General features: G+C 50.8%; 28 protein-coding genes, 4 tRNA genes and 4 pseudogenes. 28 read left to right on the forward strand and 8 right to left on the reverse strand.

Annotated features, from left to right (window positions below):
- Positions 1 to 32: 32 nt before the first annotated feature.
- Entirely contained in the window at positions 33 to 395 is a 363-nt protein-coding gene (locus tag EH206_RS05045) for a SymE family type I addiction module toxin (protein WP_009111733.1), read from the reverse strand.
- A gap of 8 nt (positions 396 to 403) precedes the next feature.
- Between EH206_RS05045 and EH206_RS05050 the strand changes: the two are divergent.
- Both EH206_RS05050 and EH206_RS05055 read left to right on the forward strand, forming a co-directional pair.
- Positions 404 to 1,405: pseudogene (locus EH206_RS05050) on the forward strand (RHS repeat domain-containing protein); the annotation flags it as partial.
- Positions 1,406 to 1,752: 347 nt separating this feature from the next.
- On the forward strand, positions 1,753 to 2,052 hold the full coding sequence (locus EH206_RS05055; protein ID WP_071778466.1) for a hypothetical protein: 300 nt from the start codon (positions 1,753 to 1,755) through the stop codon (positions 2,050 to 2,052).
- 106 nt (positions 2,053 to 2,158) lie between these two features.
- On the opposite strand, the gene EH206_RS05060 is transcribed toward EH206_RS05055, so the two are convergent.
- Positions 2,159 to 2,269 carry a SymE family type I addiction module toxin gene (locus tag EH206_RS05060; protein WP_071778510.1) on the reverse strand — a complete coding sequence of 37 codons (111 nt, stop codon included), beginning with the start codon at positions 2,267 to 2,269 and terminating at the stop codon, positions 2,159 to 2,161.
- A 109-nt stretch (positions 2,270 to 2,378) separates the two neighbouring features.
- Here EH206_RS05060 and EH206_RS05065 point away from each other — a divergent pair.
- Positions 2,379 to 3,653 (forward strand): annotated as a pseudogene (locus EH206_RS05065) (RHS repeat domain-containing protein); the annotation flags it as partial.
- A gap of 302 nt (positions 3,654 to 3,955) precedes the next feature.
- Positions 3,956 to 4,405 carry a hypothetical protein gene (locus EH206_RS05070; protein ID WP_009111735.1) on the forward strand — a complete coding sequence of 150 codons (450 nt, stop codon included), beginning with the start codon at positions 3,956 to 3,958 and terminating at the stop codon, positions 4,403 to 4,405.
- An 84-nt stretch (positions 4,406 to 4,489) separates the two neighbouring features.
- Here the strand turns inward: EH206_RS05070 and EH206_RS05075 are convergent, their stop codons facing one another.
- Positions 4,490 to 4,600 (reverse strand): SymE family type I addiction module toxin, encoded by a 111-nt coding sequence (locus EH206_RS05075; protein ID WP_071778511.1) that lies wholly within the window; start codon positions 4,598 to 4,600, stop codon positions 4,490 to 4,492.
- 109 nt (positions 4,601 to 4,709) lie between these two features.
- On the opposite strand from EH206_RS05075, the pseudogene EH206_RS05080 reads away from it, so the two are divergent.
- Positions 4,710 to 6,329 (forward strand): annotated as a pseudogene (locus EH206_RS05080) (RHS repeat domain-containing protein); the annotation flags it as partial.
- Between the two features lie 10 nt (positions 6,330 to 6,339).
- Positions 6,340 to 6,690 carry a hypothetical protein gene (locus EH206_RS05085; protein WP_009111736.1) on the forward strand — a complete coding sequence of 117 codons (351 nt, stop codon included), beginning with the start codon at positions 6,340 to 6,342 and terminating at the stop codon, positions 6,688 to 6,690.
- 61 nt (positions 6,691 to 6,751) lie between these two features.
- Here the strand turns inward: EH206_RS05085 and EH206_RS05090 are convergent, their stop codons facing one another.
- The gene (locus EH206_RS05090; protein WP_369750653.1) at positions 6,752 to 7,003 is read right to left on the reverse strand and encodes a SymE family type I addiction module toxin; all 252 of its coding nucleotides are present in this window, start codon (positions 7,001 to 7,003) and stop codon (positions 6,752 to 6,754) included.
- On the opposite strand from EH206_RS05090, the pseudogene EH206_RS23315 reads away from it, so the two are divergent.
- The 6 genes and pseudogenes from EH206_RS23315 to EH206_RS05120 form a co-directional block, all read left to right on the forward strand.
- A pseudogene (locus EH206_RS23315) lies at positions 6,951 to 7,141 on the forward strand (tyrosine-type recombinase/integrase); the annotation flags it as partial. The gene EH206_RS05090 and the pseudogene EH206_RS23315 sit on opposite strands and share 53 nt — an antisense overlap.
- 39 nt (positions 7,142 to 7,180) lie before the next feature.
- On the forward strand, positions 7,181 to 7,465 hold the full coding sequence (locus EH206_RS05095) for a DNA-damage-inducible protein J (protein ID WP_009111738.1): 285 nt from the start codon (positions 7,181 to 7,183) through the stop codon (positions 7,463 to 7,465).
- Entirely contained in the window at positions 7,462 to 7,740 is a 279-nt protein-coding gene (locus EH206_RS05100) for a type II toxin-antitoxin system RelE/ParE family toxin (protein ID WP_009111739.1), read from the forward strand. The genes EH206_RS05095 and EH206_RS05100 overlap by 4 nt, the downstream gene beginning before the upstream one ends.
- 321 nt (positions 7,741 to 8,061) lie before the next feature.
- Positions 8,062 to 8,466: a polymorphic toxin type 50 domain-containing protein gene (locus EH206_RS23320; protein WP_232216571.1), complete on the forward strand. Its 405-nt coding sequence runs from the start codon at positions 8,062 to 8,064 to the stop codon at positions 8,464 to 8,466.
- A 12-nt stretch (positions 8,467 to 8,478) separates the two neighbouring features.
- Positions 8,479 to 8,769, forward strand: coding sequence for a MafI2 family immunity protein (locus EH206_RS05110; protein WP_009111740.1), 291 nt, complete (start codon positions 8,479 to 8,481; stop codon positions 8,767 to 8,769).
- 378 nt (positions 8,770 to 9,147) lie between these two features.
- Entirely contained in the window at positions 9,148 to 9,747 is a 600-nt protein-coding gene (locus EH206_RS05120) for a DKNYY domain-containing protein (RefSeq protein WP_168709119.1), read from the forward strand.
- Between the two features lie 422 nt (positions 9,748 to 10,169).
- Here EH206_RS05120 and EH206_RS05125 read toward each other — a convergent pair whose 3' ends face one another.
- From EH206_RS05125 to EH206_RS05135, 3 genes are all read right to left on the reverse strand, one after another.
- Positions 10,170 to 10,967: a hypothetical protein gene (locus EH206_RS05125; RefSeq protein ID WP_009111742.1), complete on the reverse strand. Its 798-nt coding sequence runs from the start codon at positions 10,965 to 10,967 to the stop codon at positions 10,170 to 10,172.
- Between the two features lie 137 nt (positions 10,968 to 11,104).
- Positions 11,105 to 11,779: a MarC family NAAT transporter gene (locus EH206_RS05130; protein WP_009111743.1), complete on the reverse strand. Its 675-nt coding sequence runs from the start codon at positions 11,777 to 11,779 to the stop codon at positions 11,105 to 11,107.
- Positions 11,780 to 11,832: 53 nt separating this feature from the next.
- On the reverse strand, positions 11,833 to 12,342 hold the full coding sequence (locus tag EH206_RS05135; protein ID WP_009111744.1) for an SRPBCC family protein: 510 nt from the start codon (positions 12,340 to 12,342) through the stop codon (positions 11,833 to 11,835).
- Between the two features lie 222 nt (positions 12,343 to 12,564).
- Here EH206_RS05135 and pncC point away from each other — a divergent pair, with 222 nt between their 5' ends.
- From pncC to luxS, 13 genes are all read left to right on the forward strand, one after another.
- Positions 12,565 to 13,053 carry a nicotinamide-nucleotide amidase gene (gene pncC / locus EH206_RS05140; RefSeq protein WP_009111745.1) on the forward strand — a complete coding sequence of 163 codons (489 nt, stop codon included), beginning with the start codon at positions 12,565 to 12,567 and terminating at the stop codon, positions 13,051 to 13,053.
- A gap of 110 nt (positions 13,054 to 13,163) precedes the next feature.
- Positions 13,164 to 14,234: a recombinase RecA gene (gene recA / locus EH206_RS05145; protein ID WP_009111746.1), complete on the forward strand. Its 1,071-nt coding sequence runs from the start codon at positions 13,164 to 13,166 to the stop codon at positions 14,232 to 14,234.
- A 33-nt stretch (positions 14,235 to 14,267) separates the two neighbouring features.
- On the forward strand, positions 14,268 to 14,753 hold the full coding sequence (gene recX, locus EH206_RS05150; protein ID WP_009111747.1) for a recombination regulator RecX: 486 nt from the start codon (positions 14,268 to 14,270) through the stop codon (positions 14,751 to 14,753).
- 139 nt (positions 14,754 to 14,892) lie between these two features.
- Positions 14,893 to 17,520 (forward strand): alanine--tRNA ligase, encoded by a 2,628-nt coding sequence (alaS, locus tag EH206_RS05155; RefSeq protein ID WP_009111748.1) that lies wholly within the window; start codon positions 14,893 to 14,895, stop codon positions 17,518 to 17,520.
- A gap of 321 nt (positions 17,521 to 17,841) precedes the next feature.
- A complete protein-coding gene (gene csrA / locus EH206_RS05160; RefSeq protein ID WP_005972168.1) occupies positions 17,842 to 18,027 on the forward strand; it encodes a carbon storage regulator CsrA in 186 nt (61 codons plus the stop codon).
- Positions 18,028 to 18,329: 302 nt separating this feature from the next.
- Positions 18,330 to 18,422 (forward strand) — tRNA-Ser (locus EH206_RS05165).
- Between the two features lie 7 nt (positions 18,423 to 18,429).
- Positions 18,430 to 18,506: transfer RNA gene (locus EH206_RS05170), tRNA-Arg, on the forward strand.
- A gap of 217 nt (positions 18,507 to 18,723) precedes the next feature.
- A tRNA-Arg gene (locus tag EH206_RS05175) sits at positions 18,724 to 18,800 on the forward strand.
- Positions 18,801 to 19,009: 209 nt separating this feature from the next.
- A tRNA-Arg gene (locus EH206_RS05180) sits at positions 19,010 to 19,086 on the forward strand.
- 350 nt (positions 19,087 to 19,436) lie between these two features.
- Positions 19,437 to 20,003: a fructose-1-phosphate/6-phosphogluconate phosphatase gene (gene yqaB, locus EH206_RS05185; RefSeq protein ID WP_009111749.1), complete on the forward strand. Its 567-nt coding sequence runs from the start codon at positions 19,437 to 19,439 to the stop codon at positions 20,001 to 20,003.
- Positions 20,000 to 20,428: a YqaA family protein gene (locus EH206_RS05190; protein WP_009111750.1), complete on the forward strand. Its 429-nt coding sequence runs from the start codon at positions 20,000 to 20,002 to the stop codon at positions 20,426 to 20,428. The genes yqaB and EH206_RS05190 overlap by 4 nt, the downstream gene beginning before the upstream one ends.
- Positions 20,429 to 20,510: 82 nt before the next feature.
- The gene (gene gshA, locus EH206_RS05195) at positions 20,511 to 22,064 is read left to right on the forward strand and encodes a glutamate--cysteine ligase (RefSeq protein WP_009111751.1); all 1,554 of its coding nucleotides are present in this window, start codon (positions 20,511 to 20,513) and stop codon (positions 22,062 to 22,064) included.
- 154 nt (positions 22,065 to 22,218) lie between these two features.
- Positions 22,219 to 22,734, forward strand: coding sequence for an S-ribosylhomocysteine lyase (luxS, locus tag EH206_RS05200; RefSeq protein WP_009111752.1), 516 nt, complete (start codon positions 22,219 to 22,221; stop codon positions 22,732 to 22,734).
- A gap of 58 nt (positions 22,735 to 22,792) precedes the next feature.
- Here the strand turns inward: luxS and EH206_RS05205 are convergent, their stop codons facing one another.
- Positions 22,793 to 23,587 (reverse strand): cytochrome C assembly family protein, encoded by a 795-nt coding sequence (locus tag EH206_RS05205; RefSeq protein WP_009111753.1) that lies wholly within the window; start codon positions 23,585 to 23,587, stop codon positions 22,793 to 22,795.
- 170 nt (positions 23,588 to 23,757) lie between these two features.
- Between EH206_RS05205 and ffh the strand changes: the two genes are divergently transcribed.
- The 3 genes from ffh to rimM all read left to right on the forward strand — a co-directional run bounded on the left by ffh (position 23,758) and on the right by rimM (position 26,089).
- Positions 23,758 to 25,119 (forward strand): signal recognition particle protein, encoded by a 1,362-nt coding sequence (ffh, locus tag EH206_RS05210; RefSeq protein ID WP_009111754.1) that lies wholly within the window; start codon positions 23,758 to 23,760, stop codon positions 25,117 to 25,119.
- Between the two features lie 154 nt (positions 25,120 to 25,273).
- The gene (rpsP, locus tag EH206_RS05215; RefSeq protein ID WP_009111755.1) at positions 25,274 to 25,522 is read left to right on the forward strand and encodes a 30S ribosomal protein S16; all 249 of its coding nucleotides are present in this window, start codon (positions 25,274 to 25,276) and stop codon (positions 25,520 to 25,522) included.
- Between the two features lie 18 nt (positions 25,523 to 25,540).
- Positions 25,541 to 26,089 carry a ribosome maturation factor RimM gene (gene rimM, locus EH206_RS05220; protein ID WP_009111756.1) on the forward strand — a complete coding sequence of 183 codons (549 nt, stop codon included), beginning with the start codon at positions 25,541 to 25,543 and terminating at the stop codon, positions 26,087 to 26,089.
- Positions 26,090 to 26,093 lie beyond the last annotated feature (4 nt).

Genomic DNA, 26,093 nt, shown 5'->3' on the forward strand with positions numbered 1-26,093 from the left:
TTCCGGCTTTTTATTTTTAGCTGTCAGTATTGTTACGCCAGCATAACCCCAAACTCCGCCCGAATAATCATCTTACCGGGCATTAGCTCAATATTTAACGACTGGCCGGGCAATCCGCTTTGGGTCAGCCAGTCGCCTGCCAGAGTCAGTTCGCCGTTCTCGCGTATCCAGTCGGCGCCCTCGCGGTCATGGCCGTCGAGTTCTGCCAGCAGCGCGGCGATATCGGTATCCTCATCGAGTCGTGTGAGTATCAATCCGTTGCGGTACTGGCTGATACGGAACAGGGTATTGGCGGTAAAGCCTGTCTGAGCCAGTTCGTCGCCGGTGAGCGTCAGCGCTGGCAGTTGCCCGCAATGGAATGCGGCGGGGCGTGCACCGGGAAGAGTGGTTACCAATAAGGCTGCGCCGCTATCAGTACGACGTGCTGGACCGGCTGACGGGTATCAGCGACAGCCACTGGGGCGAGCAGGCGTTCCGTTTGAACGGCGCGGGTCAGGTAACGGCGGAGCGTCGCGAGCAGGGCCGTCGGCGTCAGGCAAGGCTGTTTGGTTACGACTCGGAACAAAACCTGTGTGAAATCTCCCGGATAGCGCCGGGGATGGGCGAGGCGCTGTCGGTGAAGGAGGCGGCGGCGCAGTCGTCGTCGCGGTATGATGCGGCGGGACGGGTGGTAGAACGGGGTTATGCGCAGTACCGTTATGACGACTGTGGGCGTCTGGCGGTGAAGCGGGAGGCGCGCCCCGGCTTTCGGCCGAAGGAAACGCGTTTCGAGTGGGACGTGCAGGACCGCCTGGTGCGGGTACTGTTGCCGGACGGGCCGCGCTGGCGCTATCGCTATGATGCGTTTGGTCGCCGGATAAGCAAGGTGCGCGAGGGTCAGGTTGAATCGGCGCAGGCGGTAGCGCGGGTGGCGTACCGGTGGGACGGCGACCAGTTGGTGGGACAGCGGCAGTACCTGGCGGACGGCACGGCGGCGCGGGAAGTGCAGTGGGTATATGAGCCGGGGAGTTTCCGTCCGCTGGCGCAGGTGGAGTCGAAAGCGGGGCAGACGCAACTTCACTATATCGTGACGGACCTGACGGGAACGGCGCGGGAGTTGTGCAGCGAGGAGGGGGAAGTCCACTGGCGGGGCGAGCAGGGATTGTGGGGCGCACACCGGGAAGAGCGGTTACCGATAAGGCTGCGGCGCTACCTGGGCGATGCGGCGAACGAGGAGGTGTACTGCGAACTGCGCTATCAGGGGCAGTTATACGATGTGGAAACGGGGCTTTACTATAACCGGCATCGTTATTATGATGCGGAGAGCGGACAGTATATCTCGCCGGATCCGATAGGTTTACTTGGGGGTATCCGACCGCAAGCCTATGTTTCCAATCCTTTAACCTCTGTAGACCCATATGGATTAATGGTTTTATACAGAGGGATGAGTATCGCTGAATATAATGATCTGATGAAAGATGGTGTTTGGAAATACGGCAATGGCTCAATGGAAGGAAAATGGTTTGCTGAGTCATATAAAGATGCTGTGACTTGGGGAAATAAAATGGGACATGGTGGTGATACATTTAAAGTCGTCCAAATTAATATGCCGGATGATATAGCAAATAGACTTCATGCAGATCCTCATTTAGACGGAATTGGACCAGCAAGATATGCAGAACTTGATGATCTAAATGACCCAAGAACAAAAATAACATGGACTAAAGAGGTTAAATCAACCAAAAAATCTTGTTAGAGTTCATGGGGGTATATATGAAAACTGTTAAGGTAAAGTGGTTCAGTGCAAATGAAGGGGGACGAAAAAGTCCCCCACCAGTAGGTCGTTATTTTTCAGTAGCTAGATTTCCTGATGATAAAGTTTGGCAAAATAACGCATGGAGCGTTGTTCTTGAACTGTCTCCACCTGAAGATATTGATGGAAATAAAACAAGTTCTGGCAGGTTGGAATTTCTGATGGATAACGCACCTCGAGAAAAACTTGAGAAATATGATTCGTTTGAAATATATGAAGGTCCGCGTAAAGTTGGGTTGGTTTATGTTTTAAGAAAGTGATTTTGGTGCGTATAATTTAATTATTAATACATGCTGATAAATAAAAAGCCGGAAGCGATAATCCGATCCTTCCGGCTTTTTATTTTATTAGTGGTCAGGTTATTTTCTACAGATTAATCTGCGTCTCAATAATAATCCTGCCTCTTTCCACCGTGACGGTAACGGGCATCCCGGTGATAAAGCCGGACTCTTCGAGCCAGCGGCCTTTAAGGTTGATGGCAGAGGGCGGGTTGGGCTTGCCGTTATGCGGGTGGGATCCAAAATTGTATTAACTATATGTTTTAAAATCGTTTATTTTTTATTTTGACCCTTTGGCTAGTTCTGCCAGCAATTCCGATGCGGGCGGGCAGCGTGCGGTAGTGGATGGCATACTGGCGCCTCTGCAACAGCAGTGGCGGTCAGGTCAGCTGTCGTCGCTGGGGATTGTCGGGCATCGTCCGCTGACGTTCAGCCATACGGACGCGGGCGAGGAGCAGTGCCGCAGCAACGGCGCCGGTTTTGCGCTGCGTCAGGAGTGGAGCCCGACGGGGCTGTTGCAGCGTCAGGCGCTGGAGGGGGCGGACGGCCGGGTAAACGATGTGCTGGAGCGGCGCTATCAGTACGACGTGCTGGACCGGCTGACGGGTATCAGCGACAGTCACTGGGGCGAGCAGGCGTTCCGTTTGAACGGCGCGGGTCAGGTAACGGCGGAGCGTCGCGAGCAGGGCCGTCGGCGTCAGGCAAGGCTGTTTGGTTACGACTCCGAACAAAACCTGTGTGAAATCTCCCGGATAGCGCCGGGGATGGGCGAGGCGCTGTCGGTGAAGGAGGCGGTGGCGCAGTGGTCGTCGCGGTATGATGCGGCGGGGCGGGTGGTAGAACGGGGTTATGCGCAGTACCGTTATGACGACTGTGGGCGTCTGGCGGTGAAGCGGGAGGCGCGCCCCGGCTTTCGACCGAAGGAAACGCGTTTCGAGTGGGACGTGCAGGACCGCCTGGTGCGGGTACTGTTGCCGGACGGGGCGCGCTGGCGCTATCGTTATGATGCGTTTGGTCGCCGGATAAGCAAGGTGCGCGAGGGTCAGGTTGAATCGGCGCAGGCGGTAGCGCGGGTGGCGTACCGGTGGGACGGCGACCAGTTGGTGGGACAGCGGCAGTACCTGGCGGACGGCACGGCGGCGCGGGAAGTGCAGTGGGTATATGAGCCGGGGAGTTTCCGTCCGCTGGCGCAGGTGGAGTCGAAAGCGGGGCAGACGCAACTTCACTATATCGTGACGGACCTGACGGGAACGGCGCGGGAGTTGTGCAGCGAGGAGGGGGAAGTCCACTGGCGCGGCGAGCAGGGTCTGTGGGGCGCGCACCGGGAAGAGCGGTTACCGATAAGGCAGCGGCGCTATCTGGGCGATGCGGCGAACGAGGAGGTGTACTGCGAACTGCGCTATCAGGGGCAGTTATACGATGTGGAAACGGGGCTTTACTATAACCGGCATCGTTATTATGATGCGGAGAGCGGACAGTATATTTCGCCGGACCCGATAGGGTTACTTGGTGGGATAAGGCCACAATCATACGTACACAATCCGCTGGAGTGGGTTGACCCGTTGGGGTTGAATTCGAATAAATGCCCTGAGTCTAGAGATGGTAGCAACAGTAAAAAATCTCGTAGTGGTCGCCCAGACCCTCTTGAAGAGGCAGAAGGAAGGCCTCATACGATAATTGAACGCCCAGGACCGGATGGGCAGTATACAACTCATAACGGTGATGGGACGTGGAAGCAGTATCGTGGATCAGGGCAAGATCATGGCGGTATACCTCGTCCTAATGTTAAAGAGACCACGTTAAATCAGGCACCTAATGGAAAGGTCTTTGTAGGTAAAAGTAAGGTTAGATTGCCACGACCAGATGAGTTTCCCGGAGGAAAAGAATGAAAGCTGATGATGCCTTTTTCTCAATAAATGACTTTTTTAATGCAAATAAACCTAAAGAGCTAAATAAAGCTGATTATATTCATGCTTTTTTTTCTCAGCAGGGTTTGCCAAAAGATATTATTATATCTTTACTCAATCTTATATCGCCTGTTTTCGAGGTTGTAGATGAAGTCTTGTTATTAAAAGACTTCTATGGAAGGGATGAGTATAATAGACATGTTCAAGAAAATTCGGATAAGAAAACTATCCAGTTTTGGTCTAATATGCTGGATTTGACGAGTATTTTTGAGTGTGACGATTATTTGATGGTTAAAAGTTTTGCCGATGATTTGGCTTATGTTTGGAATAAAAAAATTGAGACGCTTGGTTATCAAAAAATTGCTGTGGCAAAGACGTATTTAGAAGAAGATGATGAGAGCGTATATATAACGATAGCGATACCTTGATTATAAACAACTATTGATCTTATTTTAAAGCCGGAAGCGATCGTCGATCCTTCCGGCTTTTTTATTTTATAATCTGGTTAGCCGCTACAAATTAATCTGCGTCTCAATAATAATCCTGCCGCGCTCCACCGTAACGGTGACGGGCATCCCGGTCATAAAGCCACATTCTTCGAGCCAGCGGCCTTTAAGGTTGATGGCCGAGGGCGGGTTGGGCCTGCCGTTATGCGGGTGGGATCCAAAATTGTATTAACTATATGTTTTAAAATCGTTTATTTTTTATTTTGACCCTTTGGCTAGTTCTGCCAGCAATTCCGATGCGGGCGGGCAGCGCGCGGCGGTGGAGGGTATTCTGGCGCCGCTGCAACTGGCCTGGTCGTCGGGGCAGCTGTCGTCGCTGGGTATCGGTTCGCATCAGCCGCTGACGTTCAGCCATACGGACGCGGGCGAGGAGCAGCGCCGCAGCAACGGCGCCGGTTTTGCGCTGCGTCAGGAGTGGAGCCCGACGGGGCTGTTGCAGCGTCAGGCGCTGGAGGGGGCGGACGGCCGGGTAAACGATGTGCTGGAGCGGCGCTATCAGTACGACGTGCTGGACCGGCTGACGGGTATCAGCGACAGCCACTGGGGCGAGCAGGCGTTCCGTTTGAACGGCGCGGGTCAGGTAACGGCGGAGCGTCGCGAGCAGGGCCGTCGGCGTCAGGCCAGGCTGTTTGGTTACGACTCGGAACAAAACCTGTGTGAAATCTCCCGGATAGCGCCGGGGATGGGCGAGGCGCTGTCGGTGAAGGAGGCGGTGGCGCAGTGGTCGTCGCGGTATGATGCGGCGGGGCGGATGGTAGAACGGGGTTATGCGCAGTACCGTTATGACGACTGTGGGCGTCTGGCGGTGAAGCGGGAGGCGCGCCCCGGCTTTCGACCGAAGGAAACGCGTTTCGAGTGGGACGTGCAGGACCGCCTGGTGCGGGTACTGTTGCCGGACGGGGCGCGCTGGCGCTATCGTTATGATGCGTTTGGTCGCCGGATAAGCAAGGTGCGCGAGGGTCAGGTTGAATCGGCGCAGGCGGTGGCGCGGGTGGCGTACCGGTGGGACGGCGACCAGTTGGTGGGACAGCGGCAGTATTTGGCGGACGGCACGGCGGCGCGGGAAGTGCAGTGGGTGTATGAGCCGGGGAGTTTCCGTCCGCTGGCGCAGGTGGAGTCGAAAGCGGGGGAGACGCAACTTCACTATATCGTGACGGACCTGACGGGAACGGCGCGGGAATTGTGCAGCGAGGCGGGGGAAGTCCACTGGCGGGGCGAGCACCGGGAAGAGCGGTTACCGATAAGGCAGCGGCGCTATCTGGGCGATGCGGCGAACGAGGAGGTGTACTGCGAGCTGCGCTATCAGGGGCAGTTATACGATGCGGAAACGGGGCTTTACTATAACCGGCATCGTTATTATGATGCGGAGAGCGGACAGTATATCTCGCCGGACCCGATAGGGCTGGCGGGTGGTTTAAACAACTACGCTTATGCGCCGAATCCGCTTACGTGGATTGATCCGTTGGGGTTGGCGAGATGTAAACCTGAAAAATGGGACGTAGATTCACACCAGAATAATAAAAATGCCGTTAAAGGATTAAACCTCGGTTTGGATTCTCATCATGTCGGCCAGAAAAATATCATGAAAGATTTAGTCGAAGGATATGATCCTGTAACTGCTCCAGCCATATTAGTTCCTCGTGTTGGACATACTGTATCAAAAGAAGGTGTGGGGATCGTTTCAAGAAGCAGAATAAATTCAAAGACAGGATTGCCATTTGACAATGCAAGGGATGTTGTAGCAAGAGATATTCGAGAGCTAAGAAGAGTATATCCTGACATTCCAAATAGTAAGCTTAAAGAGCTTATAGATATGAACAAGAAAATGTATCCTGAATTAAGGTGAGTGAGGTTTTATGAAACTTAATGAACAAGTGGTTGACGCTATTTTCAAAGAGTTATTTGAAGATAACTCACTACGTTACAGGCAATCCCTTGTTAAACCAGTAAATAATGATACTGGTATTTATGCTAACGCTAGAAATGCATTGGCAAAATTAGATCCTGCCGAGCAGGATAATGTATTTAAGTTTATTGATCTCGTTATTGCTGATAGTGCATCGGTGATATTAGGGACTCTGGATGGTTCTCACTTCCCCGATAATATTAATGGAGATTTTGTTGTTACATATAAAGATAATGAAATACAAGGTAGTTTACAGGATCTATTTATAGAAAAGGCAGAAGATAAAGATATCTACTCTTGAATAAAAAGCCGGAAGCGATCCCCAAGATCCTTCCGGCTATTTTATTTAGCGGTTTATATTATTAAGCCAGTATCACCCCAAACTCCACCCGAATAATCATCTTACCGGGCAGCAGTTCAATATTTAACGACTGGCCTAGCAACCCGCAGCGGGTCAGCCAGTCGCCCGCCAGATAAAGCTCGCCGTTATCACGTATCCAGTCCGCGCCCTCGCGGTCATGGCCGTCGAGTTCAGCCAGCAGCGCGGCGATATCGGTATCCCGGTACTCGATGGCGACGCAGATGCTGGAAAACGGCGCGGACACGCGACACATACAAGCCATCTTAGGGCATGAGAAGCTGAGACGACGCAAATCTACACGCGGGTCGCCATCGGGCATCTTAAGAAGGTACATGAGAAGACGCACCCGGCGGAGCGCAAGGTAAAGAAGAGGAAAAGACAGGAAAAGTAGCGTAAGATGACAACACAAATGACACCACGGGAGGCGGCAATGGGAACCATTCACTTCAGAATCGATGAGGAAATCAAACGGCTGGCGATGCAGGCCGCCGAGCGTCATCAGGTCAGTCTGACGGAGTTGATGCGTCAGCGGGCGGAAGAACTGGCCGAAGAAGAGCGGCAACATCAGCGTAACGCCGGTGATGAATGGCTTGAAGCACAAGTGCGGGAAGCGTTCGCCCGTTATGATGCGGGAGAAAGTGAGTTCATCGGCAATGAGGATGCCAGTCAGCGGATGAATGAACTGAAAGCGCGGGCGGCGCGAGGTGAGTTGTGACGGTCAACGTGCGCTGGGAAAAACGGGCGCTGGCAGACCGTGAAGGTATCTATCGTTACCTGTATAAAGAGGCTGGACTGGATGTGGCGAATGGGGCGGATGAGAAGTTCGAGTCGGCGGTATCGCTGCTGGAAGCCACGCCGGAAGCGGGGATCGATATAGGCAAGTCAGGAGAGAGAAGAAAACTGGTGCTGACAAAGTTCCCGTTCATCATTATCTATGCGCTGAAACGAAAGATAAACGAAGCGCATATCCTGCGGATATTACATACCTAGCGCAAGGTGTCGGCGAAATACCAGACGCGACAGAAAAGCTAGCTCATTCCTTGTGAGGGCGCAGGGTGAAGAGAAGGGCTGCAATCCCGCGTCCCTGCGGGTTTACTGCCTTGTCAGGTGCGGCGTGTCCGGTACTGTTATACTGTGCCGGGTCAAAAGTGCGCGTCGGGGCTGTGGGGTTAATGTGCTGTTAATGCTGTAAAAACGCGCTTTAAAAAGTGATTGCCCTCAGCGGGTTAAGTGCGTTAAAAAGTACGACGGCGTCAGGATCGTCCCGATGGCCCGATAGGGCTAAACGGCGGCATCCGACCTCAAGGTTATGTGCATAACCCATTGGAGTGGATTGATCCGCTGGGGTTGAATTCGGATAAGTGTCCTCAGTCACCGAATTCACCAGAAAATAGCAAAAAGCCAGCAGCTAAAAAGCCAAATATATCGACAAAAATTCATGAAGGTGCGCAAGGTAAACATATACCCGGTCATAATAACTATGTTGAAGGCAAGAGTGTCATAGATGCTAAACCTCAAGAGTTATTAGATAATTATCATGCGGGAAATGTTAATGCCACAAGGGTGATTAATGACAATAAAGTTAAAGTGGACTTTGGTGATGTGATCGATACTCATAAAGATATGAATGGGACTAGTACTCCTACATCATGGGGAATAATCCATAGTGGGAAAAATGGCGCTCACATTGTTCCTGCTTTACCTGATACTCTTTAGGTTGATTGTAAAATGAATATGAAAGATCTTAAATTAACAATATTTAACTCCTTGTTGGAGAATGTTAATAATAATGTTAGGACGTTAGCATATGATTATTATGATAATAAAATAATTATATATGGATATTTGGATACAGATCCTGATGATGATGATTATGAAGTTATCGATATAGCAATAAGTGAAATAATGGCGTCATATCCTGATCTGGAAAGTCAAGAAATCAACTTGGTTAAATCATATGAGCCGATTGGTAAGTTGAAGCCTTATAAAGGCTGGGTCTTTGTGAGAAATGAAAATTAGTTATAAAGTAATTAGTAAATAATATTAATAAATATCCGGAAGCGATCTAACGATCCTTCCGGCTATTTTATTTATCTGCCCGATAATTAAGCCAGCATCGAACCCTGCTCTGCCCGAATAATCATCTTGTCGGGCAGCAGTTCAATCTCCAGTGACCGGCCGAGCAATCCGCAGCGGGTCAGCCAGTCGCCCGCAAGCGTCAGTTCGCCGTTATCGCGTATCCAGTCCGCGCCCTATCTGTCGCTACCATCCAGTTTCGACAGCAGCGCGGCAATATCGGTGTCGTAATTATTAGGTTGTTTATAGATAAAAGATATTATTGAATTAATTCAGGATAATTTTAAAATAAAAATGAACAGGCTTTTATTTACCAGAACTATGGCATTGGGGGCTTTCTCTTTGTTGGCTACCCAGCACAGCGGGGCGGCTGAAATAGATAATGTAAAACCACCTTTTAAAACTTCAGGTAGTATGGTTGTTTTTCAGCCTTTTGAAAACAGCACTCCTGAACCGTTGCCTGACGCGGATTCTGCAAATTTTAAGCTTATCTATAAAGGGAATTATCCTGATAAGACGAATATCGCCAGTTCCGGAAGAAATTATTACTGTAACGCGCTGAAACTGCCGCAAGAGTTTAATCCCGACTCTGCAAGTATTATCGAGGAAAGTTTTTTGCTTGCTAATGGTAAAGCATACGTCAACTGTAAGCCGATGAATTTCAACGTCGATGACGATAATTTTGCCGCGCTGGATTTTCCATTTTTTACCGACCGAAAAGTCGTTTTCACCATCAAGGGGGAATCGGTTGATGGGGCCGATGCTGCAACGTTTGAAACGCTGGAAAATAATCAGGCTAAAGATAAAAACCGCTATTATGTTATCGCTGGCAAGAGTGTGGCTTTACCCTACAAGCGTAGCGCCAGCGCTTACCCTCCTTGCTATGGCTTGAGGGTAAAAAGCAGTTTGTCTAAGACATAAAATCCGCGCTTATCTGCAGAAATGCTGAAAGAGAAACATGTAAAAGTAGATCTGTCGGCGCCAGGCTGCTGCCAGTTATCCCTGCGGGCGTGAATGTGCAGGATATCAAATCCCTTAGTGAAAATGTTTTTAGCGATGGAAGGTATGTTTGGTTCGTCGGTATCGAAGCCACTTTACTTACGGATATTGATGCTAAAAAGGTACAGAGGGAATTTATCCTCGGAGGCGAGCAAATTACTGACGGCGTAAATAGTTGGAAATGTATGATGTCGAAAAGTGGCGACAGGCCTTTATGTCATAAGGTATAAATCTGCAGCGCACCGTTTTACGGGGTATTAACAAACAAAAACCACTTGTTAATTAGCAAGTGGTTTTGCGCACGGGCGGTCCAACACGCTCAAAAAAAGCGTTTAATTTATATTTCAATCTTGGGGATAGAGCGCTTTGATTCTTTTATCTCTGAGGTTGCGCATTTGTACGAACATATCATGTAGTAAGTACGTTTCGCGGTCACGTGTCCAAGGCTGGCCTGATAATTCATCATACTGGGTGGGTAACGCCACTTCTTTTACCGCAAAAGAACGCAAACCGATGCTATTCGACGTTTGAATACATCGTTTGGCGTGATCCTGATGAGCCACCACCGCAACATTGCCTAATTTTTCGGCGCTCCCCTCTTTGTCAACGATAGCTTTGGCGACGCCATCGGTACTGAGATAAGTTATCGTTCCATCACTGTTCTTTACCGGCTCAACGGAGAAGAGTTCTTTATCCAATTTATATTTGGATGTCAGAAACCGGGCGATTTCCCACTGGGCATAAATAGGTACCGGTTTCAGCTTATAAATTTGATAAACGGTATCGGCCAGGGCTTCATTAGTCGGCCCTGGATCGGGTAATCCAACCAGATTTTCACTACTTCCCGCCGAACCCCCCGCGCTTTCTTTATTAGGACGATTGCCAAATGCGTAAGCGACGATGCAATCGATCTTGCTCACTTCAATTTCAGGTAACTGCCAGTCCAGGCCGACATCGATAATGTGAGCGGTGAGGGATGCGGAGAGTTTGCCGTCTTTAAAATGCGTTAATAATGCTTGTTGAATATCGCGGCTGACTTGATCATTTTTGAAAACTGCCTGAGAAGCGAGAGCCTGGTTTGGTAAGGCGGGGAAAATAAATGCTCCTGATGTTGCCAATATAAATTTGCGGCGTGTGAACATATTAATGCCTTTATTCATGGTGGGAAACGAATCGAACCGTTTTTACCTTAAATCAAGCACTGCATGCGGATACTGTCAAGGGATAGGCCGGCGAGTAAATTCGACTATCCGCCGGCCTGGTATTGGCATCGCCCCACCTAATGAAGAGTGGAGATAATCTCTAATGTACCGTTGATGACGAACTGAACGCCCATACATACCAACAGAAAGCCCATAAGACGGGAAATGGCCTCAATGCCGCTTTTCCCAACCAGACGCATAATAAATCCTGAACTTTTCAGGCTGAGCCACAGAATAAGGCTGACCATTATAAATGTCAGGACCGGAGCGACCGTAAGCACCCACGGCGTAATATCCAAACCGCTTTTTATTTGCGATGCGGAACTGATGATAAGCGCAATGGTGCCCGGCCCTGCGGTACTGGGCATTGCCAATGGTACGAAAGCGATATTGACCACACTGGAGGATTCACTGTTATGGATTTCATCGGCTTTACTTGTCACTTCCGGTTCGTGCTCCGGTTTCTGCACCGGAAACAGCATACGGAAACCAATAAAAGCCACAATCAGCCCGCCGGCAATACGCAACCCGGGAATGGAAATACCAAAGGTATTCATGACGAGTTGCCCACTATAAAATGCGCCGGTCAGGATGAGGAAAACGTATAGCGATGCCTGAAATATCTGCCGGTTCCGCTCGCGGTAACTCATATTTCCAGCCAGCCCCAAAAACAGCGCAACCGTTGTCAGGGGATTGGCGAGAGGTAAAATCAGTACTAAGCCCACTCCGATGGTTTGAATCAACTCCAGCATTTAATCTCCCGTTAGTTGTTTTTCTATAGGGTAAGTAATGGCCTGACAATATATTACTGGAGGTCGTTTTCTTCGGGGTCACCGTCGCTTTCCGCCAGTTTTTGGAAACGAGAGAGCGTTTTCGTCAACATATCCTTGGATAAAATGTTGAACATCTGGCTTATTTTTCTCCCCAGTAGTCCGCCCGGCGGATCGAAGCGAATCATCAAGGTGACTTCTGTTCCGGTGCCTGACTGTGCCGGTTTAAACGATAATCGCCCTTCATTAGGAATGCGCGCGCCCGGCAGAGAACGCCAGTAGATATATTCCCCGGGTTTTTCATCAACAATTCTTGCCTGCCATTCAATCAGTGCGCCGAACGGGGTGTTAACGCGCCATCGTGAATCGGTATGGTTAAGAATGTCGATGGTAGCGAAATGATTCATTAAAACCGGCAGCGTTTCTGGTTTACGCCACAGCGCAAACAAGGTCTCAGCCGGACGATCAATGATGATGCTGCTGCGGATTTCATCTGAATCACTATTGCTTATAATACCGATGTTTTTTAGAAAAGAAGGTCGCATCAAGAGTCTCCCTAATGGATTTTTAGCCCGAAAGGGCCTCTTTGGGGTTATTTTGACTGATATTGACCGTGAAGCAAAGCGGGAAGAAGAACCGGCCTCGCCTATGGGTAATGTAACATTATCTTCTTCCTTGCAAGGCGCTTCGCATATAGGGTGGTCCAGCGTCTTTTCCGGGGAAAAGTGCTACCCTGACTTATTAACTCCTGATTAAGATGATACGCAATGGCGGAAACAGACATTTTACGGTTAAGCGGCCTGGTCGGCGATCGGCTTAAGGCGCGCGGCGCAAAAATGACCTGCGCAGAGTCCTGTACCGGAGGGTGGCTGGCTAAAATAATCACCGATATCGCCGGCAGTTCCGGCTGGTTTGATTATGGCTTTGTCACTTACAGCAATCAGGCCAAGCAGGACTTGGTTAAAGTTAATGAAAATACGTTATCGAGTTATGGCGCGGTGAGTTCCGAGGTGGTGCAGGAAATGGCGGCCGGGGCGCTGATGGCGGCCGGCGCGGATTTTGCCGTCTCGGTTAGCGGTATTGCCGGGCCGGACGGCGGGTCTGATGAAAAACCGGTGGGCACGGTGTGGTTTGGCTTTACCGATAATCAGGGGCACGCCTTTACCCGCAAGGCGTTATTCAGCGGTGACAGAAACGCGGTACGTTTACAGTCGGTCCATTTTGCGCTGCAAACCCTGCTCGATGAGTTTCTGTAAAAATAATCTTGATGCTGTATGTGTATACAGTATAATATCGGTAATTATTCGGTAACCCGTGATTAAGTGGCCGCGTAGAGAACGCTTTACGCCGCATGACAGGAGCAGAAATGGCGATTGATGAGAACAAACAAAAGGCACTGGCAGCAGCATTGGGTCAGATCGAAAAGCAATTTGGTAAAGGTTCTATCATGCGTTTGGGCGAAGATCGCTCAATGGATGTTGAAACGATTTCTACCGGCTCCCTGTCTCTTGATATTGCATTGGGCGCCGGCGGCTTGCCGATGGGCCGTATCGTTGAGATTTACGGTCCTGAATCATCAGGTAAAACAACCCTGACTTTGCAGGTGATTGCCTCCGCTCAGCGTGAGGGCAAGACCTGTGCCTTTATTGACGCGGAACATGCGCTGGACCCGATTTATGCCAAGAAACTTGGCGTAGACATCGATAACTTGCTGTGTTCCCAGCCGGATACCGGTGAGCAGGCGCTGGAAATCTGTGATGCCCTGACGCGCTCCGGCGCGGTGGACGTCATCATTGTCGACTCCGTTGCAGCGTTGACTCCTAAAGCCGAAATCGAAGGTGAAATCGGTGATTCGCATATGGGGCTGGCCGCTCGAATGATGAGCCAGGCGATGCGTAAATTGGCGGGCAACCTGAAACAGGCGAATACGCTGCTGATTTTCATTAACCAGATTCGTATGAAGATCGGGGTGATGTTCGGTAACCCTGAAACCACCACCGGCGGTAATGCGCTGAAATTTTATGCCTCCGTTCGTCTGGATATCCGCCGTATCGGCTCTATCAAGGAAGGCGATGAAGTGGTCGGCAGCGAAACCCGCGTCAAGGTGGTGAAAAATAAAGTGGCGGCGCCTTTCAAACAGGCCGAATTCCAGATCTTGTACGGTGAGGGGATCAACATTCACGGTGAGCTTGTCGACCTGGGCGTTAAGCATAAGCTGATTGAAAAAGCCGGCGCCTGGTACAGCTACAACGGTGAAAAAATAGGGCAGGGTAAAGCCAATGCCGGTAATTTCCTGAAAGAAAATCCTGCTATTGCCGCTGAACTGGACAAGAAACTGCGTGATATGCTGTTGCATAAAGGCAATGAATTGTCTCCAGCCGCCGCTGGCGATGTTTACGATGAAGCCGTCGCTGGCGAAGGTAATGCGGAGTTTTAATGCTTGCCGTAACGCCGTTCATTGGATTGCTGAATGAGTAAACCGTTACGCTATGCGATGAATGTGCTTTCCGTCCGCGACCATAGTGAAGTTGAGATACGCCGCAAGCTTGCGGCGTATCAGCACAGGGCGGTTACGGCGGAAGCCGATGCCGATGAAATGGCCGCGTGTTCCGTTGAGGAGATCGAGTCAGCCATTGCCTATTGCACCGATCATGGCTGGCTGGACGATGAGCGCTTTGCCCGTCGCTATATCCGCGGTCGTAGCCTTAAAGGGCTCGGGATGCAGCGTATCAGGGCCGAACTAAGACAGAAAGGTATCGACAAGGCGATCATTGCTGCTGCGTTAGCAGAATGTGATATCGATTGGTGCGAATTGGCTAAATCCGCGGCGGAACGAAAATTCGGGCCTCTTTTGCCTGTTGAATGGAAAGAAAAAGCAAAACTTCAGCGATATCTGCTGTATCGCGGTTTTTCCCATGAAGAAATCCAATCCATTTACGCGAATTTTTCAGATTGAATGCATACGGGATTTTACTTCCCATCGAAGAAAATTTATCTTATTCCCACTTTTTTTGTTCGTGAGTTGCACGGTAACGTCAGCATGCTGCACTAACCTTGCCCGCGATCTGTTCTTTTAGCTTGATTCCAGGACAATTATGAGCAAGAGCACCGCTGAGATCCGTCGAGCGTTTCTCGATTTTTTCCATAGTAAAGGACACCAGATTGTCCCCAGCAGTTCTCTGGTGCCGGATAACGATCCGACTTTGCTGTTCACCAATGCGGGTATGAACCAGTTTAAAGACGTTTTTCTTGGGCTGGATAAGCGTGGCTATTCGCGAGCGACGACGTCACAACGCTGCGTGCGCGCGGGCGGCAAACATAACGATTTGGAAAACGTTGGTTATACCGCACGCCATCATACCTTTTTTGAAATGCTGGGGAATTTCAGCTTCGGCGACTATTTCAAGCAGCAGGCTATCCATTACGCATGGGAACTGCTGACCGGGCCGCAGTGGTTTAACCTGCCGAAAGAGAAACTGTGGGTAACGGTATACGCCACGGATGATGAGGCGTACGACATCTGGGCCAACGAAATTGGCGTTCCCCACGAGCGCATTATCCGTATCGGAGATAATAAAGGGGCGCCTTATGCTTCAGATAACTTTTGGCAAATGGGCGACACAGGTCCTTGCGGCCCTTGTTCTGAAATATTCTATGATCATGGCGATCACATAGCGGGCGGCCCGCCGGGAAGTCCTGAAGAAGATGGCGATCGTTATATTGAGATCTGGAATCTGGTGTTTATGCAGTTCAACCGTCAGGCCGACGGAACGATGCTGCCGCTGCCCAAGCCTTCCGTTGATACCGGAATGGGTTTGGAGCGCATTTCCGCGGTGCTACAGCATGTGAACTCGAACTACGAGATCGATTTGTTCAGGACATTGATTGCCGCCGTAGCTAAAGTGGTGGGCACGAGCGACCTGAATAATAAGTCGCTGCGCGTGATTGCCGACCATATCCGCTCTTGCGCTTTCCTGGTTTCCGATGGCGTGATGCCTTCAAATGAAAACCGTGGCTACGTTTTACGCCGTATCATCCGCCGGGCGATTCGCCATGGAAATATGTTGGGGGCGACGGACACCTTCTTCTACAAGCTGGTGGCGCCGCTGATTGAGGTAATGGGCCCCGCGGCTGACGAACTGAAGAGCCAGCAGGCGATTGTCGAGCAGGCGCTGAAAACGGAAGAAGAGCAATTCGCCCGTACGCTGGAACGCGGTCTTTCTCTTTTGGATGAAGAGATCAAGAACCTGCAAGGCGATACGCTCGATGGCGAAACCGCTTTTCGGTTGTATGACACCTATGGTTTCCCGATCGACCTGACGGCCGATGTATGCCGTGAGCGTGGCCTGAAAGTGGATGAGGAAGGATTTGACCGGGCAATGGACGCGCAACGTCAGCGCGCGCGCGAAGCCAGCGGGTTTGGCGTGGATTACAATAATCTTGTCCGCGTGGATGCCAAAACGCCTTTCTGCGGCTACGAGCAAACGCGCCAGCAGGAAAAAGTCATTGCGCTCTATCACAATGGCAACGCGGTAGATCAGGTTGCCGCGGGCGAAGACGCGGTCGTTATTCTGAATGAAACGCCATTCTATGGTGAATCCGGCGGCCAGGTCGGCGACCAGGGCGAATTAAAAGGCGTGAACGTGAGTTTTGCCGTTCAGGATACGCAGAAATATGGTCAGGCAATCGGTCATATCGGTAGGCTGACGCAAGGCGTGCTGCGTGTGAATGATAGCGTAGAAGCGATTGTTGATAGCGAGCGTCGTAACCGTATTCGCCTTAACCATTCGGCTACGCACCTGTTGCACGCCGCGTTGCGGCAGGTTCTGGGCGATCACGTCGCGCAGAAGGGGTCGCTGGTGAACGATAGCTACCTCCGTTTCGATTTTTCTCATTCTGAAGCGATGAAACCCGGGCAGGTTCGTCAGGTTGAAGATATCGTTAATGCCCAGATTCGTCGTAACCTGGCGATACAAACAGAGATTATGGCTCTGTCCGATGCCAAAGAAAAAGGAGCGATGGCCCTTTTTGGCGAGAAATATGAAGATCATGTCCGGGTATTAACCATGGGTGATTTTTCTATCGAACTGTGCGGTGGTACTCACGCCAGCCGTACCGGGGATATCGGTCTGTTCCAGATCGTATCCGAGTCCGGTACGGCTTCCGGCATCCGTCGTATTGAAGCGGTAACGGGGGAGCGCGCGCTATCTGAGCTGCACCGTCAGAGCGACGTTTTGCAAGATGTTACGCAACTGCTGAAAGGGGATAGCAATAATCTGGCCGATAAGGTACGTTCTGTACTTGAACGTACCCGTACGCTGGAAAAAGAGCTCCAACAGTTGAAAGCACAGCAGGCGGCGCAGGAAAGTTCCTCACTTTCAGGCAAGGCGCTGGATATTAACGGTGCGAAACTGCTGGTCACCCGGTTGGACAACGTTGAGTCTAAAATGCTGCGTACTATGGTGGACGATCTGAAAAACCAATTAGGGTCGGCCATCATTGTGTTAGCGACCACGGAAGGGGGTAAGGTTAGCCTTATCTCCGGGGTGACGAAAGACCTGACCGACCGCGTAAAAGCCGGAGAACTGGTCGGATATGTCGCTCAGCAGGTCGGAGGGAAAGGCGGTGGGCGTCCTGATATGGCGCAGGCCGGTGGCAGCGATATTGCCGCTTTACCCGCGGCGTTAGCCAGCATTGAATCTTGGGTGACTGATAAGTTATAAATATTTAAATCAGAGTGTTATCCTAACAAAAGCGCCATTACTTCGTTGGTTCTGGCGCTTTTGTCTTGCCGGAAAGGCTTCCGGCAAGCAAGATGCACAAGACGCCATCTTCAGAGGTTGGAAGTTGGATCGGCTTGGCGTCTTGTTGCGATAACAAAGGCACAAGCTACTTATATCGACTAAACTGAAAGTAGCGACAAACAATGAGTGAGATGGTGAAGGTTTACATTACCATCTAGGTTTACGTTTTCACGGCACATGATGGATAATGACGGGGAGACAGAGAGACCCGACTCTTTATAATCTTTCAAGGAGCAAAGAATGCTTATTTTGACTCGTCGAGTTGGCGAAACCCTCATGATCGGCGATGAGGTAACGGTTACCGTACTAGGGGTAAAAGGCAATCAGGTGCGTATTGGCGTTAACGCTCCTAAAGAGGTTTCTGTCCACCGTGAAGAGATCTACCAGCGAATTCAGGCAGAGAAATCTCAACCGACATCCTATTGATTGACAATGCGTCTCGCAGAAACGGGGCGCTATTGTTATTTCCCGCGTTTTACCCTTCCGCATGTTGCTCTACAGGCTTTATCCTCTTTGATTATCTTTTTCACCAATAAGATAAGCATCTGTTTTTTTGTTGATAAAATGCGCTTTTTGTTGTGAATCTGCTCGTCTTGGGCGGGAATTGCGCAAACAAACCTAAGTTGGGAAAAATTGTTTGACTTATAAGTCCTGGAAAGTAATATGTGCGCCACGCAGTACCGGTGAGCACCAATAAGAAGTTTTCGTGGTAATCGCAGGTAGTGTTTGGTGAGGTGGCCGAGAGGCTGAAGGCGCTCCCCTGCTAAGGGAGTATGCGGTCAAAAGCTGCATCGAGGGTTCGAATCCCTCCCTCACCGCCATTTATTTGCATCCGTAGCTCAGCTGGATAGAGTACTCGGCTACGAACCGAGCGGTCGGAGGTTCGAATCCTCCCGGATGCACCATATTACTCTGAAATGACAGCGACCCAAGTCTGGTATATTTTGGTTTCACCAAGCCAGGACTAGGGAGGATAACGTTGCGTTAGCAACGGCCCGCAGGGCGAGGCGTTGCCGAGTCATCCTCCCGGATGCACCATATTTAGTTTGGAAATGGCTGTAACCCGCTATTCGGGTATCAGTAGTGTCGAGCAAACGCTACGTTGTACAAAGAATTATCAATGCATCCGTAGCTCAGCTGGATAGAGTACTCGGCTACGAACCGAGCGGTCGGAGGTTCGAATCCTCCCGGATGCACCATATTGCTCTGGAATGACAGCGACCCAAGTCTGGTATATTTTGGTTTCACCAAGCCAGGACTAGGGAGGATAACGTTGCGTTAGCAACGGCCCGCAGGGCGAGGCGCAGCCGAGTCATCCTCCCGGATGCACCATTCTTAGGTATCTCAATTGGTTTACAGCAAGTTATTCGCTTACCCCTGTTAAGTAAAATAACCTTAGCGTCATTATGCATCCGTAGCTCAGCTGGATAGAGTACTCGGCTACGAACCGAGCGGTCGGAGGTTCGAATCCTCCCGGATGCACCATATTACTCCGGAATGACAGCGACCCGAGTCTGGTATATTTTGGTTTCACCAAGCCAGTACTAGGGAGGATAATGTTGCGTTAGCAACGGCCCGCAGGGCGAGGCGCAGCCGAGTCATCCTCCCGGATGCACCATATTAGTTTGGTAATGACCGCAACCCCCGTCTGAATTTCCAACCTTACCCCATCCTCTCCCGCGCCTTTCAATGCATAGGTCGCACATCGTCAATCTGCCTTATCGCTTGGCCATGACGCCGCCAACGGCCTTGTTTTCATGACATTATTGAATAAGCGACAACGTTTTCACTTTGCGATAAAGTAGTCCCTCGTTTTCAGTGAGCATGGAGTCATGATGTACGATCGCTATCAAGGCCTGATCTTTGATATGGACGGCACCATCCTCGATACGGAACCAACACATCACAAAGCGTGGAATAAGGTCTTGGCAAGATACGGGATGACCTATGACGCCAAAGCCATGACCGCGCTGAATGGGTCTCCCACCTGGCGTATTGCTCAGGCGATTATCGGCAGTCACCAGGTTGATATCGATCCCTATCGGCTGGCTGCTGAAAAAACCACCGTGGTGGAGGAAATGCTGTTGGACACGGTAAAACCCCTGCCGCTTATCGATGTCGTCAAATCCTATCGCGGACGCCGCCCGATGGCAGTTGGAACCGGGAGTACCCATGGTATGGCCGACAAACTGTTAACACATCTGGGCCTGCGTGACTACTTTGATGCAATTGTGGGCGCGGATGATGTCGACAATCATAAGCCTTTCCCCGATACCTTTTTGCGTTGCGCCGAGCTTATTGCGGTTGCGCCGGAACATTGCGTGGTGTTTGAGGATGCGGATTACGGCATCGAGGCGGCTGTAAGGGCGAAAATGGCGGTGGTTGATGTTCGTAAGCTGTGAGTGAATTCTGGGCGGCTTTTTCTCTCTTCTGGAGTAGCTTGCTGAGTGCGACATTGTTGCCCGGCAGCTCGGAGGTGTTGCTGGTAACCTTATTGGTTTCTGACGGCGTCAGGCCCGTCTTGCTGATTATTGTGGCGACGGCGGGAAATACCCTGGGCGGATTAACCAATGTTTTTATCGGACGCTTGCTGCCTCGGCCAAAAACGCAGATCGGATATATGATGGCGCTAGGCTGGCTACAGCGTTATGGCCCGCCTGCGCTATTATTTAGCTGGGTTCCGGTCGTCGGAGATTTATTGTGCGTGTTGGCGGGTTGGTTGCGCATGCCCTGGATGTGTTCGGCGATTTTTATATGTATCGGAAAAGCGCTGCGCTATATCGTTCTGGCAGGGATAACTTTACAAGGCATGGCATGGTGGTCTTGACCGGATAAAAATGAGATCTGGTGAGCGCTGTCGAGTTTCAATTATGCTTATAAACATTACTTTTTAACATCGGGAGGTCGATTTGATCCCGGATATATCACCGGCTCTTTCCTGGCTGGAAAATAATCCTCAGGCAGTAAGCGGTATCCAGCGCGGAATTGAACGCGAAACGTTGCGCGTGCAGGCAAACGGACATCTGGCTACCACCGGGCATCCAGAGAAATTAGGTGCGGCATTGACGCATCCGTGGATCACCACGGATTTCGCCGAGACATTATTGGAATTCATTACTCCGGTCGATAAAGATATCGACCATCTGTTGGCGTTCCTGGGCGATATTCATCGCCATGTCGCGCGCAATTTGGGCGATGAGCGCATGTGGCCGTTGAGCATGCCGTGCTTCATTGCCGAAGAGCAGGAGATTGAACTGGCGCAGTACGGCTCATCCAACATTGGGCGTTTTAAAACGCTATATCGCGAAGGATTGAAAAACCGTTACGGCGCGTTGATGCAGACGATTGCGGGCGTGCATTATAATTTCTCGTTGCCGCTGGCGTTCTGGCAAGCCCGGGCCGGCGTCCGCGATGAGGAAAGCGGTAAAGTAGAAATCTCGGCGGGCTATTTTCGGCTGATTCGAAACTATTACCGATTCGGCTGGATCATTCCGTATCTCTTCGGCGCCTCTCCGGCCATCTGTTCTTCCTTCCTGCAAGGCAGGGAAACCTCGCTGCCGTTTACGCGTACCGATAAGGGAATGTGTTACCTGCCTTATGCCACATCTTTGCGGCTGAGCGATCTGGGCTACACTAATAAAACACAAAGCAATCTCGGCATTACGTTTAACGATTTGAACACCTATGTGGCCGCATTGAAACGGGCGATAAAAATTCCCTCCGCAGAGTATGCGCGTATTGGACTGAAGAAAGACGGCCGTTATTTACAGTTGAACACCAATGCGTTGCAGATTGAAAATGAACTCTATGCGCCAATAAGACCGAAACGGGTTACCCGACCGGGAGAATCTCCTGCTGACGCCTTGCTGCGCGGCGGGATCGAATATATTGAAGTGCGATCGTTGGATATCAATCCTTTTTCACCCATCGGCGTCAGCGCCAGTCAGGTGCGTTTTCTGGATTTATTCCTGATTTGGTGCGCATTGGCGGATGCGCCGGAAATGAGCGCGGATGAACTGCTCTGTACCCGTAAAAACTGGAATAGAGTGATACTGGAAGGCCGTAAACCGGGACAAACCGTGGGAATGGGATGTGAAACGGACCAACATCCGATTGCCGAGGTCGGTAAATCGTTATTCGCCGATCTACGCCGAGTGGCGGAGGTGCTGGATGACGGTAACGATCAGCCTCATTATCAACAGGTTTGTGATGAGCTGATTAGCGGTTTTGATGATCCTGAAAGCACCTTCTCCGCTCGCTTGCTGAGCCTGATGAAAGAAAGCGACAGCGGAGGGGTAGGACTTAATCTGGCGGAAGAGTATCGTAAGATACTTTGCCATGAGCCGCTGCAGGTATTGACAGAAGAACAGCTGGCGGCGGAAAGTGAACGTTCATGGCGTCGTCAGCGGCAGATTGAAGCAGAAGATAAAATCAGTTTTGATGAATATCTGGCGGCGCAGTAAAAAGAAAAGGCCACAGTCAATGTGGCCAAAGAAACATCTCTAAATAGGGATGATGATGATAATTGCGCGTCTTTCAGGAATTCAGACCCGCATAAAAATGAAAAGTTTCCCGGAAACGAGAAAAAATGAATTTTTTCTATGAGGAGGTGACATTATGCCGTTACTAGATAGTTTTACTGTAGATCATACCCGCATGGCTGCGCCTGCCGTCAGGGTTGCAAAAACCATGAAAACCCCTCATGGCGACACCATTACCGTATTCGATCTGCGTTTTTGCCGTCCTAATATCGAAGTGATGCCGGAACGCGGTATTCATACGCTGGAGCACCTGTTTGCCGGTTTTATGCGCGATCACCTGAACGGCGACGGGGTGGAGATTATCGATATTTCACCTATGGGCTGTCGCACGGGCTTCTATATGAGTCTGATTGGCACGCCTGCCGAACAGCGCGTCGCGGATGCCTGGAAAGCCGCCATGGCCGACGTGCTGAAAGTGACCGATCAGCGTAAAATCCCCGAGCTGAACGAATACCAGTGCGGGACCTATGAGATGCACTCTCTGGCCGAAGCGCAGGAGATCGCCCGGCACATTATCGATCACGATATTGGCATCAATCAGAATGATGAACTGGCGTTGCCGAAAGACAAGCTGGTTGAGTTACATATCTAATTGCTGTCGCCATAAAAAAAGAGCCGCAACTGCGCGGCTTTTTTTACGGACTGCCGTCTCAGACGGCAACGAAGTGTTGTATCACCCGACTGCCGAAGTAGGATAACGTCAGTAGCAGCGCGCCGACCAGGCTAAACCATACAACCCGCCGTCCGCGCCATCCTTCGTGGTAGTGCCCCCAGAGCAGCAGGATGTAAATAAACCAGGCAAACAAAGAAAACAGCGCCTTATGCAGATTCTCTTTGTTATTGATCAAGTCATCCATATAAAACAGACCGCTACATAGCGTCAGGGTCAGAAGAATGACGCCGATCTGGGTGATGTGGAACATTTTACGCTCGATGCTCATCAGCGGCGGCATATCGGCAGCGAAGCTCAGTTTTTTATTTTTTAATAGGTAGTCCAGCCATACCAACTGTAGCGCATAAAGGGCGGCGATAATCAGGGTGGCATAGGAAAACAGAGCCAGACCGATATGGAACAGCAGCCCCGGCGTTTCCTCCAGGTGGGTGATGAATTCGCCGGGCATAAAGCTGGCGAAAGCCAGATTGATCAAGGCAAACGTATAGACGATCGGCAGCAGAAACCAGCCGCGGTTACGTGAGGCGACAATGGTCATCACGGTGCAGATGATCAGACTGACAAGGGAGCCGATATTCAACAGGCTAAGATTTTGGCCGCTATGGACGTCGAAAATCCGTTGATAAAGCGCTACTGCATGGCAGATAAGCGCAACGCTGGCCGAAAATATTGCCAGCCGACGATATGCACTGTTCTTGCGCAGCAGACTGGGGATAATCAGTCCGAGGCTGAGAGTGTAGGCGACTAAAGCCACTATAGCGAAAACAGACATTCGAGTAGGTTAATTAATATCAACTAAGTAAAATGAACGGTCAGTATAACGTTAGTCTCCATGGGCACCAACTGTTCTCCATTCCGGGCGCAGAGATCGCCGCCGCTTTCGTGTTATAATCCCGGCCATTCGCGTCGCGGTGGCGGCTTGTCTTACATTGAGCATGAGATATGTTTGAAAATTTAACCGATCGACTATCGCGCACATTGCGCAATATCAGCGGCCGCGGGCGGTTGACTGAAGACAATATAAAAGAAACGCTGCGCGAAGTTCGCATGGCGCTGCTTGAAGCCGACGTTGCTTTACCCGTGGTGCGAGACTTTATTAACCGCGTAAAAGAGCGGGCGGTGGGTCACGAAGTAAACAAAAGTCTGACCCCCGGTCAGGAGTTCGTCAAAATAGTCAAGAACGAGCTGGTCAGCTCAATGGGCGAAATTAACGCCGAGCTGAATCTGGCCGCTCAGCCGCCGGCGGTGGTGTTGATGGCCGGTTTGCAAGGGGCGGGTAAAACCACCAGCGTGGGTAAACTGGGCAAGTTTCTTAAAGAAAAACAGAAGAAAAAGGTGCTGGTGGTTTCCGCCGACGTCTATCGTCCGGCGGCCATCAAACAGCTGGAGACGCTGGCGCAAGGCGTGGGGGTCGATTTCTTCCCTTCCGATGCGCAGGAAAAACCGCTTGATATCGTCAGTCGGGCGCTGCAGCACGCCAGGCTGAAATTCTACGATGTGCTGTTGGTGGATACCGCCGGTCGTCTTCATGTCGACGACGCCATGATGGACGAAATCAAGCAGGTTCACGCGGCGATTAATCCGGTGGAAACCCTGTTTGTGGTTGACGCCATGACCGGGCAGGACGCGGCGAACACGGCGAAAGCCTTCAACGAAGCCCTGCCGTTGACCGGGGTTATCCTCACCAAGATCGATGGCGATGCCCGGGGCGGCGCAGCGCTCTCTATCCGACATATCACCGGCAAGCCCATCAAGTTTCTCGGCGTGGGGGAAAAAACCGACGCGCTGGAGCCTTTCTACCCGGAGCGTGTGGCATCGCGTATTCTTGGCATGGGCGACGTGCTTTCCCTTATCGAGGATATTGAAAGCAAAGTCGATCGCACTCAGGCTGAGAAACTGGCCAATAAGCTCAAAAAGGGCGACGGGTTTGATTTGACCGATTTTCTGGATCAGCTCAAGCAGATGCGCAATATGGGCGGCATGGCCAGCATGATGAGTAAAATGCCGGGAATGGGCCAACTGCCGGATAACGTGAAATCGCAGATGGATGACAAAGTTCTGGTGCGTATGGAAGCGATAATCAATTCGATGACGCATAAGGAACGCGCAAAGCCGGAAATCATCAAGGGATCGCGCAAGCGTCGTATTGCGAGCGGGTCGGGGATGCAGGTTCAGGACGTAAACCGTCTGCTGAAGCAGTTTGACGATATGCAGCGGATGATGAAGAAAATGAAGAATGGCGGTTTGGCGAAAATGATGCGCGGCATGAAAGGTATGATGCCGCCGGGATTCCCGGGGCGCTAATAGCGAAAACCTTGTCGAACGGACAAATATCGCGGGTTGATACGCTTTAGATTGCTTTCTGCGCCAAAATGAGTAAAATTTTGGGGCTTTTTATATGACACTGGGCCCCGTTCCTCGATGGGGCCCGGTTGTTTTATTAACTAAAGAGGATGTTATGGTAACAATTCGTTTGGCACGTGGCGGCGCGAAAAAACGCCCGTTTTATCAAGTTGTCGTGACCGATAGCCGCAATGCGCGCGACGGTCGCTTCATTGAGCGCGTAGGCTTCTTCAACCCGATCGCAACCGGTCAGGCAGAAGCGCTGCGTTTAGATCTGGACCGTATCGAACATTGGGTCGGCCTGGGCGCAACCGTTTCTGATCGCGTATCTTCGCTGATCAAAGACGCCAAGAAAGCGGCATAATCTGTTGCGGTGGTGACAATGAGCAAGCAACTCAGCCCACAAGTTCCCGCTAACCCGATTGTATTGGGCAAGATGGGGTCGACTTATGGCATCCGAGGTTGGCTCAGAGTGTTTTCATCCACCGAAGATGCCGAGAGCATTTTTGATTATCAACCTTGGTTTATCCAGACAAAAAGTGGTTGGCGGCCCGTCGAGATTGACAGCTGGAAACACCACAATCAGGATCTGATCATCAAGATTAAAGATGTTGACGATCGTGATGCGGCGAATTTACTGACCAATTGCGAGATTATCGTTGATTCGGCTCAGTTGCCGGAACTGGATGAAGGTGATTATTACTGGAAGGATCTTATCGGCTGTCAGGTCGTAACCGTAGCAGGTTATCAACTGGGAAAAGTCATCGATATGATGGAAACCGGTTCCAACGACGTGATGGTGGTAAGGGCTAACCTGAAAGATGCCTTCGGGGTCAAGGAGCGGCTGATTCCGTTCCTCTCTGAACAGGTTGTCAAGAGCGTTGACCTTTCTGCTCAAGCCATTGAAGTAGATTGGGATCCTGGTTTTTGAACTC

Source organism: Brenneria nigrifluens DSM 30175 = ATCC 13028 (genome assembly GCF_005484965.1).
Lineage (GTDB): Bacteria > Pseudomonadota > Gammaproteobacteria > Enterobacterales > Enterobacteriaceae > Brenneria > Brenneria nigrifluens.